Below are 17,634 nucleotides of genomic sequence, written 5' to 3'. Positions count from 1 at the left end.
AAGGGAGAAATACTTGAACGTTATCGCCTCATCCTTACGCTGTGCTCGCGCGCTACCCGCGCTGCTGCTGGCCTGCGCCGCCACTTCCACCTTCGCTGCAGAAACCACCGTCGCCGTCAAAGCCGCCCACATGGTCGATGTGCGCACCGGCGCGCTGATCGACAACGCCGTCGTGCTCATCACCGGCGACCGCATCACCGCCGCCGGCAGCAAGCTGGCCATTCCCGCCGACGCCAAGGTCATCGACCTCGGCAACAAGACCCTGCTGCCCGGCCTGATTGACGCCCACACCCACATCACCGGCAGCCCGGAAGACGCCGGCTATGGCATCATCGCCAAGTCCATCCCGCGCATCACGCTGCAAGGTGCCAAGAACGCCCTGGTCACGCTGCGCGCCGGCTTCACCACCATCCGCGACGTCGGCTCCGACGGCTACGCCGACATCGGCCTGCGCGACGCCATCAACGACGGCGACGTGCCCGGCCCGCGCATCCTCGCCTCCGGCCCGCCGCTCGGCATCACCGGCGGCCACTGCGACGACACCATGCACGCGCCGGAATACAAGTCCAGCGCCCTGGGCGTGGCCGACGGCGCCGACGAAGCCATGAAGGTCACCCGCCGCAACATCAAGTATGGCGCCGACGTCATCAAGATCTGCGCCACCGGCGGTGTGCTGTCCTTCGGCGACGATCCGCGCACCTCGCAATACACGTTGGAGGAATTGAAAGCCATCATCGGCGACGCCCACCGCCTCGGCCGCAAGACCGCCGCCCACGCGCATGGCGGCGACGGCATCAAGCTGTCGGTGCTGGCTGGTGTCGATTCGATCGAACACGGTTCCTACATCGACGAGGAAGGCATCAGGCTGATGAAAGAGCATAAGACCTACCTGGTGCCGACCCTGTACCTGGGCGACTGGCTGATCGACAACGCCGAAGCCATCAAGCTGCCCAAGCCGCTGCTGGAAAAAGCCAAGGTGGTGCTGCCGCTGGCGCGCGTCAACATCGCCAAGGCCATCAAGGCCGGCGTGCCGATCGCCTTCGGCACCGACGCCGCCGTCTATCCGCACGGCCTGAACGCGCGCGAATTCGCGGTACTGGTGAAACTGGGCATGACCCCGGCGCAAGCCATCCGCACCGCCACCGTGAATGCGGCCGATCTGCTGGGCTGGAGCGACAAGGTGGGCAGTATCGAGGCCGGCAAGTACGCCGACCTGATCGCCGTCGACGGCGATCCGCTGAAGGATGTGAAGACACTGGAGCAAGTCCAGTGGGTCATGAAAGGCGGCGCGGTGGTGCAGTAAACACCGGCCGCGCAACCTGGCCGGGCGCCTGGATCAGCGCTCGGCCTTGAGCACTTCGCGCGCCACCTCGACGGTGCTGACGCCGTCGGTCAGCCAGATCTGGCCGTCCTGGATGGTGCATTGCAGTTGCATATTGCGCTGGGCCATCTTGCCCAGCTGCTCGGTGGCGTCCGCGTCCAGATCGACCACGGTCAGGTTCTTGCAGCGCTCGACCTTGTTGGCCAGTGCCTTCCACCAGATGTGGCTGGTGGCCGCGTAGCTGTAGACGTAGACGTGCTCCGAACGGCCGCAGGCCTTCAGGATCACCTTCTCATCCGGCTGGCCGACCTCGATCGACAGCTCGATGGCACCGGTCAAGTCCTTGTGCCACAGATCCGGCTCTTCGACATCGAACAAGCCCTTGGTAAAGGTCAGCGCCTCGTTGGCGTGGATCGCGAAGGCGATCAGGCGCACCATCATGCGCTCGTCGGTCTCCGATGGGTGACGCGCCATCGTCAGCTGATGCGTCTCGTAATAATTGCGGTCCATGTCGGCAATCGACAGTTCGGCTTTGTAAATTGTTGCTTTGAGGGCCATCTGTTTCTCTATTTCTCTTACTTGAATACGACGGTTTTATCGCCGTTTTGCAAAATGCGGTGTTCGACAAACCATTTCACTGCACGCGCCAGCACCACGCACTCGACATCGCGGCCGATGGCCGACAAGGTGTCGGCATCCATCGAGTGATCGACGCGCTCGACGTCCTGCTCGATGATCGGGCCTTCGTCCAGATCGCCGGTGACGAAGTGGGCGGTGGCGCCGATCAGCTTGACGCCGCGGTGGTGTGCCTGGGCATACGGCTTGGCGCCCTTGAAGCTCGGCAGGAAGGAATGGTGAATATTGATCGCCTTGCCCTTGAGCGCCGTGCACAGGCCCGGCGACAGAATCTGCATGTAGCGCGCCAGCACCACCAGATCGATCTGGTGCGTGTTCATCAGCTCGATGATGCGCGCTTCCTGCGCCAGCTTGGCTTCCACCGGCGCACCGGTCGCCAGCGGCAGGTGGTGGAACGGAATATTGTAGCTGGCCGCCAGCTGGTAGAAGTCCATGTGGTTCGACACGATGGCCGGAATCTCGACCGGCAGCAGGCCGCTCTTGTAGCGGAACAGCAGGTCGTTCAGGCAATGGCCGATCTTCGACACCATCAGCATCACGCGCGGCTTGTAGTGGGCGTCACGCAGCTCCCAATCGAGCTTCATATCGGCCGCCAGCAGGCCGAAGTCGGCGCGCAGCAGCTCGTCGCCGACGTTGCGGTCTTCCAGCGCGAAATGCACGCGCATGAAGAACAGGTGCGACTCGCCGTCGCCGAACTGGGCCGAGTCGATGATGTTGCAGCCGTGGTCGGCAAGGAAGCCCGATACGCGATGAACGATTCCGCGCTGATCCAGGCAAGACAGTGTCAAAATGTATTCGGGATTGCTCATAAAACCGATGGAGGTTGGACAAAAAGATATCTATTGTCGCACGCCTTGCCGACGACGACAAAAATAGCACGATCGTGCAATTTGAGATATAGTCATTCACACTCAAACAAGGAGATACCCGATGGAGACAAATCTGCAATTCCGCCTGGCCGCGCGCCCGGTCGGCATGGTCAAGGACAGCGACTGGCAGCAGGCCGAGGAGCCGCTGCGTCCGCTGGCCGACGGCGAAATCCGCGTCAAGGTGCTGTACCTGTCGCTCGATCCGGCCATGCGCGGCTGGATGAACGAAGGCAAATCCTACATCCGTCCGGTGGCCATCGGCGAGGTCATGCGCGCCGGCGGTGTCGGCGTGGTGATCGAATCGCAGTCGCCGAAGTTCGCGGTCGGCGATCACGTCTCCGGCGGCACCGGCGTGCAGCGCTACTGGACCGGCCCGGCCGACGACAAGAGCGGCGCCTTCTTCAAGGTCGATCCGAAACTGGCGCCGCTGACCACCTACCTCAACACGCTGGGCATGCCGGGCATGACCGCCTACTTCGGCCTGCTCGAATCGGGCCAGCCCAAGGCCGGCGAAACGGTGGTGGTGTCCGGCGCGGCCGGCGCGGTCGGCCAGACCGTGGGCCAGGTCGCCAAGCAGCTGGGCTGCCGCGTGGTCGGCATCGCCGGCGGCAAGGAAAAATGCGATTTCGTGGTCAACGAGCTCGGCTTCGACGCCTGCATCGACTACAAGAACGACTCGGTCAAGGATGGCCTCAAGCAGCACTGCCCGCAGGGCGTGGACGTCTACTTCGACAACGTCGGCGGCGAGATCCTCGACACCGTGCTCACCCGCATCAACCTGAAGGCGCGCATCGTCATCTGCGGCGCCATCTCGCAGTACAACAACACCACGCCGGTCAAGGGGCCATCGAACTACCTGGCGCTGCTGGTCAACCGCGCCCGCATGGAAGGCATCGTGGTGTTCGACTACGCCGACCGCTACCACGTCGGCGTGACCGCGCTGGCCGGCTGGCTCAAGGCCGGCAAGATCAAGAGCAAGGAAGACATCGTGCAGGGCATCGAGAACTTCCCGCAGGCCTTGAACATGCTGTTCGAAGGTAAAAACTTCGGCAAGCTGGTGTTGCAGGTGGCGACGCCGTAAAAAATCCGGGAACCATCTGTCTTCCTCGGCGTCTATGCAAATACCGCCACCACGCCGAGGACCCACCATGTTCCCATCATTGCCTTCCCCTTCCCCCGCCGTCCGCTCACACCTCGACACCCTGCTGGGCTACTACGTCGATGTCAGCCAACGCGTCATCGAAACCCTGCAGAACCTGAGCGCGCTCAATCTGCAACTGGGGCGCGACCTGCTCGCCGAAAGCGGCGCCAACATGCAGCGCCTGATGGCCAGTAAGGATGCCGCGCAACTCGGCTCGGCCTTCGCCGCGCAACTGATGCCCGGCATGCAATCGCTGCAAACCTACCAGCGCCAGCTGAACGAGCTCATGAACCGTCACCAGGCCGCCATTGCCCAAGCCGCCGCCGACTACATGCCGGCCGTGCGCCGCAACGTCACCGCACTGGCCGAAGACATGGTGCAGGAAGCGGCCAGCCGCACCAAGCAAGCCACCGAACAGATGGCGCGCATGCACCCGGGCAGCCAGCTGCACCATTAACCGCCATCTGTGGAACTTCCATCAACCTTGCACCTCTAACCACACAGAGCAGCAGGAAACCCTGCTGCTTTCTTTCCATTCCACGAAGGAGGTTGATATGGCCAGTAATTCAGCAAGCGAAAAACCCAAGGGCACGGCCAAGCGCGGCTTTGCCGCCATGGACGAAGCCACCCAGCGCGCCATTGCCAGCAAAGGCGGGCAAGCGGCCCATCAAAAAGGCACGGCGCATGAATTCGATTCGGAAGAAGCTCGGCGTGCCGGGCAGAAAGGTGGCGAGGCGGTCAGCCGCGACCGCGAGCACATGGCCGCTATCGGCCGCAAGGGCGGCGAGAGCCGCCAGTCCGCCGCGCGCGCGGCCGCCGAAAAGAACGGCGGGCGCAGCAGCAACAGCAGCAGCGCCGGGTCGGAACAATCGGCCAGGGGCGGCAACAAGCAGTAGCCGCAGTGGCGACTCAGGCCGGCGTGCCGATGATCACGCTCGATGCCTTGAAAATGGCGCTGGCTTCCACTCCGACTTCCAGCGCCAGCGCCTCGCTGCTGTCGCGCGTGACAATGGCGGCGATGGCGCCGCCACCGGGCAGCGCGATGCTGAGCTCGGTGTTCACCGCACCTTCCGTTACCCGGCTTACGGTGCCGGTGAGGCGGTTGCGTGCCGACAGTTTGACGTCGCCCAGCTCGGTGGCCACGATCACCGACGACGCCTTGATCAGGGCGAACGCCTCCACGCCTACGGCCAGCCCCAGGCTGTCGCTGCTGTCGCGCGTGATGGTGGCGACAATCTGCTGGCCGCCGGCGATTTCCAGCACTACTTCATCGTTGACGGCGCCGCGCTGCAAGGCGGCCACTTTGCCGCTGAACTGGTTGCGTGCGCTGGTTTTCATCTTCATCCTTTGAATGAGTAAAAAATCGTCGGCCAGCGCGTGCGACTGGCTGCTCAGGTGGGCGACAAATTCGCGGTGGGCCGCATCGACCTTGCGGAAATTCTCCACCAGCTGTGCCCCGCGCGAGGTCAGCCGCGTGCCGCCGCCGCCCTTGCCGCCGGCCGCGCGCTCGACCAGCGCTTCGCCGGCCAGGTTGTTCATCGCCTCGATGGCGTCCCAGGCACCCTTGTAACTCATGCCGACCGCCTTGGCCGCCGCCGTGATCGAGCCCTGCTCCGCCACCGCCGCCAACAAGGCCACGCGATCCTGCCCGCCCAGCTTCTGGCCGTCGATGGTCAGCCATACATTGCCTTGCAGTTCCATGCTCATGCCTTGCCCTCCTCTACCGCGACAATGCGGCCATTTTCCATGCGCAGCACGTGCTCGCCAAAAACGCGAACGTCTTCCGGGTCGTGGGTGATCATCAGCATCGGAATCGCCAGCCGGCGCTGCAAGGAGTCCAGCTCGGCGCGCATGCGCTCGCGCAGGCCGGCGTCGAGCGCGGCAAACGGTTCATCGAGCAGCAGCGCCGCCGGCTGCGGCGCCAGCGCGCGCGCCAGCGCCACGCGTTGCCGCTGGCCGCCCGACAATTGATGCGGGAACTGCTGCGCGACATGCTCCAGCTCGAACGCGTGCAACCAATAGCGTACCGCCTCCTGGTCTTCGCCGGCGCGCGGATTGCGCCAGCCGCGCTGCAGGCCGAAGGCGATGTTCTGCCGCACGTTCAGGTGCTGGAACAAGGCATAGTCCTGGAACAAGTACGCCACATTGCGCTCGCGCGCCGGCACGTTGACGCCGGCGGCGGCATCGAACAGGCAGCGTCCGGCCAGCGTAATGCGGCCACGGTCCGGCGTCGTCAGGCCGGCCAGCGCCTTCATCATCTGGCTTTTGCCGGCGCCGGACGGGCCATACACCACCACCCGTTGCGCGTCGGCGGCAAAGTTCAGGTCCAGCTGGAATTGCCGTCCCGGGGAACGCAGGGTCTTGCTAATGTCGAGGGAAATTTGCATGTTCAGGCCAGCGGGTTGCGGTTGGGCGTCAGCTTGTTGGCCGTCACAAGGACCACGATGCAGACCACGGAGGTGATGATGACCAGCAAGTTGGCATGATCGTCCTGCCCGGCCTGCACCGCCTCATACACGGCGATCGACAGCGTCTGCGTCTTGCCGGGTATGCTGCCGGCCACCATCAGGGTGGCGCCGAACTCGCCCATCGAGCGGGCAAAGGCCAGCAAGGTGCCACCCAACACGCCGCGCCACGCCAGCGGCAAGGTCACGCGCAGGAAGACGCCGAACCAGGACAAGCCCAGCACCTGCGCCGCCTGCTCCAGTTGCGTGTCGATGCTTTCAAACGCGGCGCGCGCGCCCTTCAGCACCAGCGGGAACGCCACCACCGCCGCCGCGATCACCGCCGCCTGCCAGGTGAAGATCAGGTTGATGCCGAAATGCTGCTGCAGCCACGCGCCGACCACGCCATTGCGGCCGATCACCACCAACAGGTAGTAGCCCAGCACGGTGGGCGGCATCACCATCGGCAAGGTCAGCAGCGCGTCAAGCAGCTCGCGGCCGGGGAAGCGCTTGCGCGCCAACAGATAACCGAGCGCCACGCCGAGCACCAGATCGATCAGCGTGGCCCAGCAGGCGACCTTCAGCGACAGCCGCAGCGCCACCCATGCCGGTTCGGCGAAGAACTGCTCCATCGCTTACGGGCGACCGAAACCGTATTTGGCGAGAATGGTCTGGCCGGCCGATGACTGCACGTAATCGGCGAACTGGCGGCCCGAGGCCGCCTGCGGACCGGCGGCGATCACCGCGATCGGATACGTCACCGGCGTTTCGGTCGGCACCGTGGCCACCACGGTCACCTTGTCCTTGATGAGGGCGGCATCGGTGGCATACACGAAGCCGGCGTCCACTTCACCGCGCGCCACGTAGTCCAGGCACTGCCGCACCGAGGTGCCGAGGATCAGCTTGGGCTCCACCGCCGCCCACAGTTTGGCCTGCTCCAGCGCGGCCTTGGTGTAGCGGCCCACCGGCACGCTGGCCGGATTGCCGATGGCGATGCGCGCCACGCCGGGCTGCGCCAGGTCGGCCACGCTCTTCAGCGGCGCCTTGCCGCCCTGCGGCGCGATCAGCACCAGGCTGTTGCTGGCGAAATTCTTGCGCGTGCCGGCGGCCAGCAGCTTCAGGCTTTCGGCCTTGTCCATGGCCTCCTGGTCGGCCGAGGCGAACACGTCCACCGGTGCGCCCTTGGCGATCTGTTGCACCAGCGGGTCGGACGCGGCAAAGTTGAACAACACCTTGTCGCCCGCGTGTTCCTTCTCGTACGCCGCACCGATTTCCTTGAACGCATTGGTCAGGCTGGCCGCCGCCGACACGGTAATTTCGGCCGCGCCGGCCATGCCGCCGAGCGCCGCCAAGACAATCGCCACACTGGTTTTCAACATACACTCTCCTCGTTGGTAGGACCGCAATATACTTGATTATATAGCGCAACGCTCATTTCCGCCCGCGACGCTGTGTTACAGTCGCGGTTCGCTATTTTTCTACCGCCGTCATGTCCCACCTGAAGTACCTCAGCGCCTACAACGAGCAAACGCTGCAACAAGTCTCGCAACTGATCGCCCAGAACAAGCTGGGCGAGATCCTGCTCAAACGCTACAGCAAACCGCACGAGCTGCGCACCGACCGCGCGCTGTACCAGTACGTGCAGGATTTAAAGACCGAGTTTCTGCGCAATGCCGAACCGATCAACAAAGTCGAGTACGACAGCAAGATCCACGTGATCAATCACGCGCTGGGGCTGCACACGGCCATCTCGCGCGTACAGGGCGGCAAGCTCAAGGCCAAGCATGAGATCCGGGTGGCGACGATGTTCAAGGAAGTGCCGCTGGAATTCCTGCGCATGATTGCGGTGCACGAGCTGGCGCACATCAAGGAAAAGCAGCACGATAAGGCGTTCTACAAGTTGTGCACCTACATGGAGCCCAACTACCATCAATATGAATTCGACCTTCGTCTCTACCTGACCCAGCTAGAGACCGAAGGCCGAAAGTTGTGGAGCTGAGTTACGCTTGCTTGCGGCGGCGCGCTGCCAGGCCAACCAGGCCCAGGCCGGCCAGCATCATCGCGTAGGTTTCAGGTTCCGGCACGGCGGTCACGTTCAGGTTGTCGACCACATAGATGCTGGTCTGCGTCCATTTCAGCGACGACAGATTGACGAAGTCCGTGCCGAAGGTCAGCGTGCCCCAATTATTGTTGGTGAACTTGAACTTCTGCGTCACCGTGGTCGTCAAATCGGCCTTGGTGCCGATAAAGGTCACGGTGGTGTTGAAGAACAGAGGGAAACGCAGCAGGTTCAACGAGGTGATGTTGAACAGGCCGGTGTTCGAGGTCAGCGTCGTGGTGCCGAACAGGGTTTCACCCAGCGAGTAAGAACCGTTGTTGAAGGTCAGGGCGGAAGCCAACACGGCGTCCGGACCGGGGCCGGTGCTGGTGAACGTGAAACCGTCTTCCACATAGGTGGTGCCTACATAAGAGGCGAGCAGGTTCGAGAACGGCAGTTGGCCGGTGACAGTGGCAGCGTCAAAGTCGAGCGTCGTCGCTTGCGCGGACGCTGCGCACAACAGGGCTGCCGCAATGGATGCTTTCAACATTTTTGAGGTTTTCAAGACCAAATCTCCAATGACAGTTTTTTTTGTAAAGCCGCGAACTGGCGGCTCATCCCCACGTTACGGCCAACCAACGGCGTCGACCTCATGAATTGCAATTAAATCACGAAACATGCCGAATTGACATAAAAGTTTTCCATTTGGCATTACTTTACTGCAACTCAATTCAATGAGGAAACAGTTGTGGGGCACGGCACATCGATACAGCCTTTTCTTGCCTCACGACAACGTAGCACCAGCGCTACATCACCTTTGCTTTCATTTCACCAGTCATGGTGAAAAATCGAAAAAGGGGCTGGCGAAGTGGATAGGTTAACGTTACCATTCATTTCGATTGAAACTTTCCGGTGGAGATACCATGACCCAGCTTCATCATTTGCCCGCCATGCTGTGGGCCGAGCGCGGCGGCGCCCATACCGCCCGTGAAATTGCCCAGCAACCGGCCATATGGCGTCAGTTGCCGGCCTGTCTCGACGCCTTGCCCGCCAGCGCCCGCAACATGCTGCACAGCTTGCTGGCCGACCCGCGCGCCCTGGTGCTGCTGACCGGCGCCGGCACCTCGGCCTATGCCGGCGAGCTGGCGGCCGACCATCTGGACGCGGCCTGGCCGGCCCAGGTACGGGCACTGGCCACCACCACCTTGCTCAGCCATCCGGCCTTGTATCTGCCGGCGCAACGCCCGGTGCTTCTGGTATCGTTCGCACGCAGCGGCAACAGCCCGGAAAGCCAGGCCGCCGTCGAGCTGGTGCGGGCCCAGTCGCCCGGTGCGCGCTTCCTCAACATCACCTGCAATGCGGACGGCAAGCTGGCGCGCGACGGCGCCGGCCAACCGGACACCATCAACCTGGTGCTGCCGCCCGCCTGCTGCGACCAGGGCTTCGCCATGACCAGCAGCTTCAGCACCATGGTGCTGGCGGCGCTGTCCATGCTGAGTCCCGATCCGCTGCCGGTGCTGGCGCAGCGCGTCGAGCAGTTGGCGGCGCTGGCCGAGCACACACTGTCCACGCAAGCCGCCGATTGGCACGCGCTGGGCCAGCGCGATTTTCAGCGCATCATCTACCTTGGCGGCGGATCGCTGGAAGCGCTGGCGCGCGAGGCGGCGCTGAAAGTATTGGAGCTGTCCGGCGGCCGCACGCTGGCGCTGGCGAATACGCCGCTGGGCTTCCGCCACGGCCCCAAGTCGGTGCTGAACCGGGACAGCCTGGTGGTGCTGTTCCACAGCCAGGACGCCCATGCGCGGCGCTACGACCAGGATCTGCTGGACGAACTACGGCGCGACAACGTGGCCGGCGCGGTGATCGCCATCGACGGTGCGGCGCCCGGATTGCCGGATCCATGGCTGGCCATGTGCCACGTGCTGTTCGCGCAGGTGCTGGCCCTGCACCAGTCGCTGCGATTAGGACTGACGCCGGACAATCCGTTCCCGGACGGTACGGTCAACCGCGTGGTGCAAGGCGTGATCGTTCATGCATACGCCTGATTACTTCTACGGCATTGACCTGGGCGGCACCAAGATCGAACTGGTGGCGTGCGACGCCAGCCTGCAGGTCCGCTACCGCCAGCGCGTGCCCACGCCGACGCAGGATTACGACGCGCTGGTGCGCGCGCTGGCCGGCGTGATACAAGGCGCCGACGCTGCCTTGCACCCGCAGGGCAGTGGCGATGGTGACAGCAGCAGCGGCGGCGACGCTTGGCGGGCGCGCATACCGCCTGCGCCGGTCGGCATCGGCGTGCCCGGCATCATCGACGCCGCGACCGGCGCCCACCTGTGCGCCAACATCCCCTGCCTCACCGGCCGCGAGCTGCTGCCGGTCCTGCGCGCGCAACTGAACCGCCCCATCACGCTCGGCAACGACTGCCAGTGCTTCGCCCTGTCCGAAGCCCACGGCGGCGCGGCCGATGGCGCGCAAAGCATGTTTGGCCTCATCCTCGGCACCGGCGCCGGCGCCGGCTACGTGGTCGATCAGCGCCTGGTGCGCGGCCTGCACGGCGCGGCCGGAGAATGGGGCCACTGGCCACTCGATCCCAGCCTGCTGCAACGCTACGAACTGCCGCTGCTGCCCTGCCCTTGCGGACGGCACGCCTGCCTTGAAAGCTACGTCTCCGGCACCGGCCTGCGTCGCCTGCACACCCACTTCAACGGCGAAGAAAACATCAACGCCGAACAACTGGCAGCCCGCTACAACGCCGGCGGCGTGCAGGCCGCACGCGTATTCGGCGTCCACCTCGACCTGCTCGGCGCAGCGCTGGCGCGCATCGTGCTGGCCTACGACCCGCACGTCATCGTGCTTGGCGGCGGCCTGTCGCAACTGCCGCACCTGTACACCGAACTGCCCGCCGCCATCCGTCCGCACCTGATCCCCGGCCTCGATGTGCCGCCCATCCTGCCGCCCGCATTCGGCGACGCCGGCGGCGCGCGCGGCGCGGCGCTGCTGGCGCGACAAACAAGCAATCAACAGGAGTCATGATGTCCCCGATCCAAACCCTGATCCGTCAACACCACGCCGGCCATGCCGTCGGCCTGCCCAGCGTCTGCTGCGCCAACCCGCAAGTGCTGCAAGCGGCCATGGAAGTCGCGCTGGCGCACGGCACGCCGCTGCTGGTCGAAGCCACTTCCAACCAGGTCGACCAGTTCGGCGGCTACACCGGCATGACGCCGGCCGACTACATCGCCTATGTGCGCGACCTGGCGCGCAGCGTCGGCCTGCCGCAGGAACGGCTGATCCTGGGCGGCGACCACCTCGGCCCCAACACCTGGCAGCACCTGGCGCCGGAGCCGGCGATGGCCAACGCCCGTGCCTTGATCGACGCCTACGTGCGCGCCGGCTTCCATAAAATCCATCTCGATTGCAGCATGGCCTGCGCCGGCGATCCACTGCCGCTGCCGGACGCGATCGTGGCCGAGCGTTCGGCCGACCTGGCGCAGGTGGCGGAGCAAGCGGCCATGGCTGCCGACCTGCCGCCGCCGGTGTACGTGATCGGCACCGAAGTCCCGATTCCCGGCGGCGAAGCTTCGCTGGCCGGCGGCCTGCAGGTAACGCGTCCGGACGCCGCGGAAGCCACGCTGGCAGCACACGCCATCGCCTTCGCCGCGCGCGGCCTGCACGACGCCTGGCAGCGCGTGGTTGCGCTGGTGGTGCAGCCGGGCGTGGACTTCGATCACAGCACCGTTCACCACTACGCGGCAGCGGAAGCCGCGCCGCTGTCGGCCTTCATCGCCGAACATCCGGGGCTGGTGTTCGAAGCCCACTCCACCGACTACCAAAGCGAACGCGCCTTGCACGCGCTGGTGCGTGACCACTTTGCGATACTCAAGGTCGGCCCGGCCGCCACCAACGCACTTCGCGAAGCCAGCTTCGCGCTGGCCGCGATTGAAGATACGCTGGTGCCGGTGGAACAGCGCTCGCACCTGGCCGAAGTGCTAGAGCGCTGCATGCTCGAACAGCCGCGCCACTGGCAGAAGCACTACGCCGGCACGCCGGACCAGCTGCGCATGCTGCGCAAGTACGCGCTGTCGGACCGCAGCCGCTACTACTGGGGCGAGCCGGCGGTGGCGCAGGCGCTGCAACGCCTGAACGACAATCTCGAAGGCCGCGACCTGCCGCTGCCGCTGATCAGCCAATACCTGCCGGAGCAAGTGGAATCGGTCCTCGACGGCACGCTGCCTGCGCGCGCCGCCGACCTGGCGCGCCACAAGGTGGGACTGGTGCTGGCTCGCTATGTACGCGCCTGTCACGCCAACGCAGCGGAGGCGGTGTGCTGAACAGCGGCGTGCGCCGCGAGCAGATCCTGCAAGCGCTGGAGATGCAGGACAAGGTGCGCGTCAATCGCCTGGCGCAGCGCTTCGGCGTTTCGACCGTCACCATACGCGGCGACCTGCGTTTGCTGGCGGAGGCCGGTCTGGTACAACGCCAGCACGGCGGCGCCTGTACCGCAAGGCGCGCGCCACCGGAGCTGCCTCTGGAAGAGAAGCGCGCCCAGCACCGCGAGCGCAAGCACAGCATCGCATCCCGCGCATTGACGCTGGTGCAGCCCGGCGACAAACTGATACTGGACGCCGGCAGCACCACGCTGCAGCTGGCCCGCAAACTGGCGCGCGCCGTGGCGCAGCCCGATGCCGTAGCGATCGCGCCCCTCAGCATCTTCACCAACAGCCTGCCGATCGCCAATGAACTCGGATCGGTGCAGGACATCGAACTGCTGCTCTCCGGCGGCACGCTGCGCAAGGCGTCGCAGTCGCTGCAAGGCCCGCAGGCCGAGGCAAGCCTGGACGGCTACGTCTTCGACAAGCTGTTCCTGGGCGTGGATGGCTGCGATCCCGAATTCGGCCTCTCCACCCACGACGAAGCGGAAGCACGCCTCAACGCCCGCATGACCGCGCAGGCCCGCCAGGTCATCGTGCTGGCCGACGGCTCCAAGTTCGGCCGCATCTGCCTGCACCGCATCAGCGACCTGGAACGTATCGACATCGTGGTGAGCGACGCGAGCATGCCACCCACCATGCGCAACGCGCTGACGCAGCGCGGCGTACAAGTCCTGATCGCAGAGGAGGAATGATGAACATCAGCGGACGCATACTCACGCCCAACGGCTGGATACAAGGCCACCTGCGCCTCGACGGTGCGCACATCGCCAGCATCGCAGCCGATCCGACAGCGCCGGCCGATCAACTGATCCTGCCCGGCTTCATCGACCTGCACGTGCACGGCGCGGGCGGCACCGACATCATGGAAGGCGGCGACGCAGCACAGCGCGTGGCCCGCCTGCACGCGCGCCACGGCACCACCAGTATGCTGGGCACCACCATGACCGCGCCGCCCGCACACATCGAGCGCGCTCTGCTCGGCCTGGGCCGCGCCATCGCCATGTCCGCGACGGACAGCGCGCAGATACTGGGCGTGCACTTGGAAGGCCCATTCCTGAATTGCCAGCGCCTCGGCGCACAGCCGCCATTGGTCAGCACCGGCACACTGGAGCAGGTGCGCCGCTGGAACGCCATCGCCCCCATCAAAGTCCTGACGCTGGCGCCGGAAATTCCCGGTCACCTGCAACTGATCGCAAAACTATCCGCGATGGGCATCCGCGTACAGGCCGGTCACAGCGCGGGCAGCTATGACGACGGGGTGGCCGCCATCGAAGCCGGCCTGGCCGGCTTCACGCACCTGTTCAACGGCATGTCGGGCTTCAGCCACCGCGCACCGGGCATGGTCGGCGCAGCGCTGGCGCATGCCGAGTTTGCGGAAGTCATCCCCGACCTGCAGCACGTGCAGCCTGGCGCGCTGCGCGCCGCCATGCGCGCCATCCCGCGCCTGTACGCCGTCACCGACGCCACCGCCGCCACCGGCATGCCGGACGGCGAATACATGCTGGGCAGCCAGCGCGTCATGAAATGCATGGGCTGCGTGCGGCTGGTGCTCGGCGACTCGCTGGCCGGCAGCGCGCTGACCATGGACCAGGCCCTGCGCAACCTGGTCGACCTGGGACTGACGCTGGAAGACGCCTCGGCGCGCGTATCGCGCTACCCGGCCGAATATCTGGGACTACAGGACCGGGGCCGTCTGGCCGCCGGCCTGCGCGCCGACCTCGTGGTGCTCAGCCCCGACCTGCAACTCCGCCACGTCATCGCCGGCGGCCACCACATCAACCTTGCCCACGGAGTCAATCAAGATGCGCCTGTCCTCGCCTGAAGCACAAACACGTTACCTGCTGCTGGTGGCAGGCCTCGGCGGCCTGCTGTACGGGATCGACGTCGGCATCATCGCCGGCGCCCTGCCCTATCTGGAAGCCAGCGCGGTACAGCTGTGGAAACTGTCGTCGCAGCAGCTGGGCTTCGTGGTGGCGGCGGTGTTGCTCGGTTCCGTGCTGTCGTCGCTGACGGCGGGCGCCATGGCCGAAGCGTGTGGCCGCAAGCGCGTGATGCTGCTGGCCGGCCTGCTATTCAGCTTGAGCATCCCCATCATCGCGCTGGCGGACGGCTACATGCCGCTGCTGCTGGGCCGCCTGCTGCAAGGCGTCAGCGGCGGCTTGATCGGCGTGGTGGTGCCGCTGTACCTGGCCGAATGCCTGCCGGCCGCCGTGCGCGGACGCGGCACCGCCATCTTCCAGTTGCTGCTGACGATAGGCCTGGTACTGGCAGCCGCCATCGGCCTGCTAGTGGCGCACCAGGTGGAGCAAGCCGCGCGCGAAACACCGGCCGCGCTGCAAGCGGTACAGGACGCCGCATGGCGCCGCATCTTCTGGCTCAGCCTCGCACCGGGCCTGCTGTTCTCCGCCGGCGTGCTGTGGTTGGCCGAATCGCCACGCTGGCTGCTGGCGCGCGGACGCGCCGCCGAAGCGCTGCTCGCGCTGCGCCGCACCCGCCACGAAGCGGAAGCCCAGGCCGAACTCGCGGCCATAGCCGGAACGGACGACAGCAATAGTGGCAGCACGCGCGCCGCCGACAGCGGCAGCCTGCTGCAGCGCCGCTACGTGCTGCCCTTCCTGCTGGCCTGCCTGATCCTGGCCTGCAACCAGGCCACCGGCATCAACTCGGTGCTGGCGTACGCCGTCACCATCCTCGACCAGGGCGGGCTGTCCGGCAGCATGAGCAATGTCGGCGACTTCGCGCTCAAGCTGCTCAACGCCTTGATGACGGTGCTGGCGGTGGTACTGGTGGACCACAAAGGCCGCAAGTTCCTGCTGATGCTCGGTTCCGGCGGCATCGTGGTGTCGCTGCTGGCCGCCGCCCTGCTGTTCCACCGCGCCGAATCGGGACAGGCCGACGCCGGCGCCGCGATGACGCAGCATATCAACGCCAATGCACTGGAACTGAACGCGCCCGCACTGCGCGCCCTGGCCGGCGGCGACGACTACCAACTCGACATCGCTTACAGCTACGGCCCACTGACGCAAGTGCGCAGCCTGCGTCCCGGCGACACGCTACGCATCGCGCCACCGGACCGGGTCGAAGGCGACAGCGTCATCGGCGCCGCCTTCCGCCGCCTGCACCTCAATCCCTTTCCGGACATGAACGCCGCGCTGCAAGCCCCGCTGACCATCGACCGCGCCCACATCGGCCCGCGTCCGCCAGAGCTGCATGGTTGGCTGGTGCTGGGCTGCCTGCTGGCCTTCATCGCCAGCTTCGCAGTGGGACCGGGCGTCTGCGTGTGGCTGGCGCTATCGGAGCTGATGCCGACCCGCATACGTTCCAACGGCATGAGCGTGGCGCTGCTGGTCAACCAGTTCGTGTCCACCGTGCTGGCGGCGGTGTTCCTGCCGGTGGTCAGCCTGCATGGCTACGCGCCGATGTTCTTCTTCTGGGCCGGCTGCACCGTGATCTACTTCCTGGCCGCGACCTTCCTCCTGCCGGAAACGCGCGGCAAAACGCTGGAAGACATCAACCGCCACTTCGCACGTCCCGCCTATAAATAACGCTTGAGCAGGCTGCGCCAGAGAAGCACGCCGCAGCCTGCCGCCAACGCGCCCGCCGGATACAGCAGGCGGTAATCGCGCCCGTTCGCATCGAGCAGCGCGCCCAATCCCACCGTCGACACCACCACCAGCAACGCCGTCAGCGAAGCCGACACCGCCGCCAGTTGCGAGAAGCGCTCGCGCGGCAACAGGGCAGGCAGCAGCGACACGGTCCCGGTCAGGAAGCAGCCGGCCAGCACGCCGTGCACGATCAACGCCAGCAGGAAGCCGGTGCGTTCGTCGACCAGGCGCCACGCCGCCAGCATGCACACGGCGTAGGCCGACAACACCACCGCGCCCACCCGCAAAGGATGATAGCGGTCGGCCAGCCAGCCCACCGGCCACGCCAGCACAATCGAAATCGCATACGTCAGCGCGATGGCGGCGCCGAAATCGTCGGTGTCGACGCCGAACTGCGCGCACGCATTGAGCGCATTGATATTGATCGGCAGGACCGCCACCGCACCCACCGCCACCGCCGCGAACAAGCGTCCCCACTGCCCATCGCCCGGCTGCACCAAACGCCAGCGGGCACGCGGCGGCGGCGGGCCATACAGCGGCTCACGCACGCGCCAGCACACCAACAGCATGCAGCCCAGATAAACGGCGGTAATGGTCAGCAGCAGCGGTTGAAACACCGTCACCAGCTCATTGCGGAAGAACAGCGCGAAGAAGCCGGCGCCCGTCGCCAGACTGACGATGCGGAACAGGCCGAAGAAGCGCCCCAGTATCGGGCGCGGCACGGTGTCGTTGATCAGCGCGAGGAAGAGAGGATTGCCGACGATGGTGGCCATCTCGAACACGGTCCAGCTGATTGCCAACCCTGCCAGGCTGCTGCTGAAGGCCATGCCCAGCATGCCGAGTGTGGACACCACGGCGGTGCCGAATATGAAGGGAATGCGGCGACCATAGCGCGTGCGGGCACGATCGCTCCATGCGCCGATCGCGGGACCGAGGGTCAGCGCGATCAGTGCCGGCATGGCGCCGATCAGGATGTTGAGCAGCGTGGCGTCCTGGCTGAAGCGCATCAGATGCACTTTGAACAACTCCTGCACCGAACGCTCGCGCAGCGACCAACCCAGATCACCAATCAACAACAGGGCGCACAGGACCAGCAGTCCTGTGCGCCCTGTACGGACGATTGCGCTTTCATCCCGCACCCCTGGTCTCC

The 17,634-nt window shown here is 65.5% G+C and carries 19 protein-coding genes; 11 read left to right on the top strand and 8 right to left on the bottom strand.

From position 1 onward, the window contains the following. Positions 1–13 precede the first annotated feature (13 nt). On the top strand, positions 14–1,303 hold the full coding sequence (locus ACXZ1M_RS23260) for a Xaa-Pro dipeptidase (protein ID WP_459049976.1): 1,290 nt from the start codon (positions 14–16) through the stop codon (positions 1,301–1,303). A gap of 33 nt (positions 1,304–1,336) precedes the next feature. Here the strand turns inward: ACXZ1M_RS23260 and ACXZ1M_RS23255 are convergent, their stop codons facing one another. Together ACXZ1M_RS23255 and purU are read right to left on the bottom strand one after the other, a co-directional pair. Then, entirely contained in the window at positions 1,337–1,879 is a 543-nt protein-coding gene (locus ACXZ1M_RS23255) for a YaeQ family protein (RefSeq protein ID WP_459049975.1), read from the bottom strand. 17 nt (positions 1,880–1,896) lie between these two features. Continuing rightward, a complete protein-coding gene (gene purU / locus ACXZ1M_RS23250) occupies positions 1,897–2,766 on the bottom strand; it encodes a formyltetrahydrofolate deformylase (RefSeq protein WP_459049974.1) in 870 nt (289 codons plus the stop codon). A gap of 121 nt (positions 2,767–2,887) precedes the next feature. Between purU and ACXZ1M_RS23245 the strand changes: the two genes are divergently transcribed. The 3 genes from ACXZ1M_RS23245 to ACXZ1M_RS23235 all read left to right on the top strand — a co-directional run bounded on the left by ACXZ1M_RS23245 (position 2,888) and on the right by ACXZ1M_RS23235 (position 4,863). Beyond that, a complete protein-coding gene (locus ACXZ1M_RS23245; protein ID WP_459049973.1) occupies positions 2,888–3,907 on the top strand; it encodes an NADP-dependent oxidoreductase in 1,020 nt (339 codons plus the stop codon). A 67-nt stretch (positions 3,908–3,974) separates the two neighbouring features. Next, on the top strand, positions 3,975–4,424 hold the full coding sequence (locus tag ACXZ1M_RS23240) for a phasin family protein (RefSeq protein ID WP_459049972.1): 450 nt from the start codon (positions 3,975–3,977) through the stop codon (positions 4,422–4,424). Positions 4,425–4,521: 97 nt separating this feature from the next. Further along, positions 4,522–4,863 carry a KGG domain-containing protein gene (locus ACXZ1M_RS23235; RefSeq protein ID WP_459049971.1) on the top strand — a complete coding sequence of 114 codons (342 nt, stop codon included), beginning with the start codon at positions 4,522–4,524 and terminating at the stop codon, positions 4,861–4,863. Positions 4,864–4,876: 13 nt separating this feature from the next. On the opposite strand, the gene ACXZ1M_RS23230 is transcribed toward ACXZ1M_RS23235, so the two are convergent. From ACXZ1M_RS23230 to modA, 4 genes are read right to left on the bottom strand one after another with little or no spacing between them, the layout of a single operon-like run. Then, positions 4,877–5,668 carry a TOBE domain-containing protein gene (locus ACXZ1M_RS23230; protein WP_459054066.1) on the bottom strand — a complete coding sequence of 264 codons (792 nt, stop codon included), beginning with the start codon at positions 5,666–5,668 and terminating at the stop codon, positions 4,877–4,879. Between the two features lie 2 nt (positions 5,669–5,670). Then, positions 5,671–6,354, bottom strand: a complete 684-nt coding sequence (locus ACXZ1M_RS23225; protein WP_459049970.1) for a sulfate/molybdate ABC transporter ATP-binding protein — start codon at positions 6,352–6,354, stop codon at positions 5,671–5,673. Between the two features lie 2 nt (positions 6,355–6,356). After that, a complete protein-coding gene (gene modB, locus ACXZ1M_RS23220; protein ID WP_459049969.1) occupies positions 6,357–7,043 on the bottom strand; it encodes a molybdate ABC transporter permease subunit in 687 nt (228 codons plus the stop codon). Positions 7,044–7,046: 3 nt separating this feature from the next. Continuing rightward, positions 7,047–7,790 (bottom strand): molybdate ABC transporter substrate-binding protein, encoded by a 744-nt coding sequence (modA, locus tag ACXZ1M_RS23215; RefSeq protein ID WP_459049968.1) that lies wholly within the window; start codon positions 7,788–7,790, stop codon positions 7,047–7,049. Between the two features lie 110 nt (positions 7,791–7,900). Between modA and ACXZ1M_RS23210 the strand changes: the two genes are divergently transcribed. Continuing rightward, positions 7,901–8,410 carry a YgjP-like metallopeptidase domain-containing protein gene (locus tag ACXZ1M_RS23210; protein ID WP_459049967.1) on the top strand — a complete coding sequence of 170 codons (510 nt, stop codon included), beginning with the start codon at positions 7,901–7,903 and terminating at the stop codon, positions 8,408–8,410. A 1-nt stretch (position 8,411) separates the two neighbouring features. Here ACXZ1M_RS23210 and ACXZ1M_RS23205 read toward each other — a convergent pair whose 3' ends face one another. Continuing rightward, positions 8,412–9,014, bottom strand: coding sequence for an FxDxF family PEP-CTERM protein (locus tag ACXZ1M_RS23205; protein ID WP_459049966.1), 603 nt, complete (start codon positions 9,012–9,014; stop codon positions 8,412–8,414). A gap of 358 nt (positions 9,015–9,372) precedes the next feature. Here ACXZ1M_RS23205 and ACXZ1M_RS23200 point away from each other — a divergent pair, with 358 nt between their 5' ends. Genes ACXZ1M_RS23200 through ACXZ1M_RS23175 form a run of 6 tightly spaced genes read left to right on the top strand, consistent with a single transcriptional unit; the run spans position 9,373 to position 16,424 of the window. Next, positions 9,373–10,494, top strand: coding sequence for an SIS domain-containing protein (locus ACXZ1M_RS23200; protein ID WP_459049965.1), 1,122 nt, complete (start codon positions 9,373–9,375; stop codon positions 10,492–10,494). Beyond that, positions 10,481–11,482: an ROK family protein gene (locus tag ACXZ1M_RS23195; RefSeq protein WP_459049964.1), complete on the top strand. Its 1,002-nt coding sequence runs from the start codon at positions 10,481–10,483 to the stop codon at positions 11,480–11,482. Before ACXZ1M_RS23200 ends, ACXZ1M_RS23195 begins: the two co-directional genes overlap by 14 nt. Next, positions 11,479–12,777, top strand: a complete 1,299-nt coding sequence (locus ACXZ1M_RS23190; RefSeq protein WP_459049963.1) for a D-tagatose-bisphosphate aldolase, class II, non-catalytic subunit — start codon at positions 11,479–11,481, stop codon at positions 12,775–12,777. Before ACXZ1M_RS23195 ends, ACXZ1M_RS23190 begins: the two co-directional genes overlap by 4 nt. Then, complete coding sequence (agaR, locus tag ACXZ1M_RS23185; protein WP_459049962.1) at positions 12,771–13,571, top strand: transcriptional repressor AgaR; 801 nt, start codon at positions 12,771–12,773, stop codon at positions 13,569–13,571. Before ACXZ1M_RS23190 ends, agaR begins: the two co-directional genes overlap by 7 nt. Then, positions 13,568–14,701 (top strand): N-acetylglucosamine-6-phosphate deacetylase, encoded by a 1,134-nt coding sequence (gene nagA, locus ACXZ1M_RS23180; protein WP_459049961.1) that lies wholly within the window; start codon positions 13,568–13,570, stop codon positions 14,699–14,701. Before agaR ends, nagA begins: the two co-directional genes overlap by 4 nt. Continuing rightward, complete coding sequence (locus tag ACXZ1M_RS23175) at positions 14,682–16,424, top strand: MFS transporter (RefSeq protein ID WP_459049960.1); 1,743 nt, start codon at positions 14,682–14,684, stop codon at positions 16,422–16,424. Before nagA ends, ACXZ1M_RS23175 begins: the two co-directional genes overlap by 20 nt. On the opposite strand, the gene ACXZ1M_RS23170 is transcribed toward ACXZ1M_RS23175, so the two are convergent. Further along, positions 16,415–17,623, bottom strand: a complete 1,209-nt coding sequence (locus tag ACXZ1M_RS23170) for an MFS transporter (RefSeq protein WP_459049959.1) — start codon at positions 17,621–17,623, stop codon at positions 16,415–16,417. The two genes, ACXZ1M_RS23175 and ACXZ1M_RS23170, sit on opposite strands and share 10 nt — an antisense overlap. Positions 17,624–17,634: the final 11 nt, after the last annotated feature.

The sequence above is a fragment of the Duganella paludis genome, from assembly GCF_054461335.1.
Note: the sequence above shows the minus strand (reverse complement) of the source record. Positions and strands in the feature narration are given on the sequence as shown.